The 2,849-nt window shown below is 26.5% G+C and carries 3 protein-coding genes; all 3 read right to left on the reverse strand.

Translation table 11 applies throughout. From position 1 onward, the window contains the following. Positions 1-251: 251 nt before the first annotated feature. On the reverse strand, positions 252-1,658 hold the full coding sequence (locus tag L21TH_RS07265) for a hypothetical protein (RefSeq protein ID WP_006312880.1): 1,407 nt from the start codon (positions 1,656-1,658) through the stop codon (positions 252-254). 156 nt (positions 1,659-1,814) lie between these two features. Continuing rightward, positions 1,815-2,120: a YkvA family protein gene (locus L21TH_RS07270; protein WP_006312881.1), complete on the reverse strand. Its 306-nt coding sequence runs from the start codon at positions 2,118-2,120 to the stop codon at positions 1,815-1,817. Positions 2,121-2,195: 75 nt separating this feature from the next. Next, positions 2,196-2,579 (reverse strand): universal stress protein, encoded by a 384-nt coding sequence (locus L21TH_RS07275; RefSeq protein ID WP_006312882.1) that lies wholly within the window; start codon positions 2,577-2,579, stop codon positions 2,196-2,198. Between the last annotated feature and the right edge of the window lie 270 nt (positions 2,580-2,849).

Here is a 2,849-nt window from a genome sequence, read left to right on the forward strand (position 1 = left end):
CTATTTTTTTTACTAATTTTCTGTGGATAAGTTTAATTTTGTATTTTGCAACTATCTATAGACATAATAAAAATACTTATCTATATATCTTATTCACTGTACCTTAATTATGTGCAAATTCATATCTTTTGATTTTAGACGCTAGATAAAGTAGTTATATTCAAATACTGTAAGAACAAATTCGACTTCGGCAATTCGTTAGTTAGTAGATTTAATAGGCCTATAGTAAAAAAGACGACTTTTTAGTCGCCCTACTTAAGAATATCAACTCCAAATGAATCCACCCATATAGCAGTTTTTTGCGATGTAGTTAAATAAATCTCTATTCTATCAGCTTTTCCTGTATTTACATCTATACTTTCTAATATCCATATATCATTTGGTACATTTATTTTCCTAGTTACTTGTCCTAATAATCTATTACCTTTTTTTATTTTAAGTGTTATAGCTCCATCAGCTTTCATACTTGATGTTAAGCGCATTGAAACATCTATCTTTCTTTCCTTTAAGAAACTAAATCCTCCATTTGTAATATCAATAACCCCAACTAAGAATTCGTTTCTTTTTTCTTCAATATTTACTATTTTTACAGAAGAATCACCTTCATAAAACTTAGTATTATCTATACTTCCAATATTCTCATCTGTATAATTTTTAATTAGCTCTTCATTAAAATAATCATATACTGTCTCTTCCTCTTTTAATGTTTCTTCTACCACTATTTTTTCACTAGCCTCATCAGTAATATTCTGTTCATCTTCTCGTTCCTCATTAACTTCATCGATGTTTTCTTGTCTATCTTCAACATTATTTATTGATTCTTTATTTACAATATCAGTATTAATGTTTCTAAACATTTTCACTGCATATGGAACTAATATTGGGGATAATAATATTAATATTATCGCAACTATTATTCCTCTTTTTTTTAATTTATTTATGGTCTTTCTTTTATTCATGCTCTTTCTCATTAAATATACTCTAGCTAAATCGTCTTCTTCTGGATTGATTAATCTATATATATTTGACTGTTTAAAGTCATTAACAAATTCCTCATATTGCAGATATTCATCGTTTAAACACTTATTAATTAACTTTTCTATATCTGGAGGTATTTCACTAAATAATTTATCATTTTCAATCGATTTTCCAGTAAATATAACATGAGTTATATTAGCAAGCTTTCTCAAAACATCTGACCTACTAATTTTTAAATTATTTTCATCAAGAATAACTAAACCCGTAAAGTGAATATTATTCTTTTCGTCTATGTACAAATTGTTTATATCTAAAAAAGAAGATATTATATAATCTGGATATTTTCTTAATTTAAGAAGTACATCTGTGATGGTTGTTAAATAACCTACTTGACTAGATAAGCCTAATTTATTGTTAGATAAATACTCATTTAGATATTGATATTCACTATACTTTGTAATAAAGTATATAGCTTCATCTGATTCAACAATATTTTCCATAGAATCAAATGTATTAATTAGAAGTTCATAATCTAGTCCTTCAACTAGACCTTTATTTGTAATAGCATTTACCAAATATAATTCTTCTGTATCCTTATGCTTACATAGTAAAACCTTTTGACTTAAATTTTCCATATATACTTCTAAAATGCTATAATCTTTGATGATATCTGCAGCCATAGTATCTTCCTTTCGAGTATTTATATTTCTATTCTACCATTTTTTACGGAGCTTGTCATAATTTTTCGACATGAAATTTAGCTCATTTATTAAATACTTGTATTTTTTCATAAAAAAGCGACCTCCTACATGAGGTCGCTTTTCTATAGCCTTATTTTACTTTTCTTCATCTATTATTTCATATTCTACATCTTCAACTATTTTTTCTCTATCTTTATCTTCTTGATTTTTATTTGAGTTGTTATTTGCATATTCATCAAGTTTTTCTGATATCTTACCTATTACAAATAATAATAGTACTAAATCATCTACAACAGATAATCCTAATACTGGAGCTGGTATTAAGTCTATTGGACTTAATATATACAAAGCAGGTAATATAATCCATAACTTTTTTCTCATAGGTACATCTTTATCAAATAGAAACTTTATTGCAGTCATCAGTTTTCCTATAAAAGACATCTCCTTTCCCCCATATTACATACCTTATATTTTATTGTGTCCATAAATTCAAAGAGCTAATTATTATCGATTATACTATATTATCAAAAAATCTGCTTCTGGTAATTTTTTGTTAAGTTTCATAGCTAAACTATGATTTTCTATCCCTTTCCCATCTGGTGATACACCCATAACAATATGGCTAATCTTATTTTTTATAGCAAAATCAGCTATTGCCTTTACTATATCCTTCGACCTTAATACTGTCAAATCTGCTCCTACTTTTTTAGACACTGAAAACAAATACTCTAATGCTTCTTCGTCACTCCAGTTTTCTAAAAATTTATCCTTTTCATTAACTACATGTATTACATATAATTTATCTTTATCGGTTTTCAACTCATTATATCCTCTCTTTATTAGTCTTTCACATGTCTTTTGTTGAGTTACACATACCATTACATTTCTCGACTCACTCATTTTTTAATACCCCTTTCACATTAATAAATTCATAATTTGCTGTATACTTTACAAGTTATCATTTATAAAATATTTTCATTTTAATTATAACAATACCTTAAAATAAATAAAAGTGAACTTTATCCTAATATCAGTCCTATTTTTAATTTTCTAAACTTATAGTTAATTTTTGATAAAAAATTATCAATTATCTATATACTTTACCTTAAAGTGAACTACTCGCCATTGAAATGGCAAGCTTCGAAGTCGCAAGTTAAAAACTTGCTACCT

The sequence above is a fragment of the Caldisalinibacter kiritimatiensis genome (assembly GCF_000387765.1).
Taxonomy (GTDB): Bacteria; Bacillota; Clostridia; order Tissierellales; family Caldisalinibacteraceae; genus Caldisalinibacter; species Caldisalinibacter kiritimatiensis.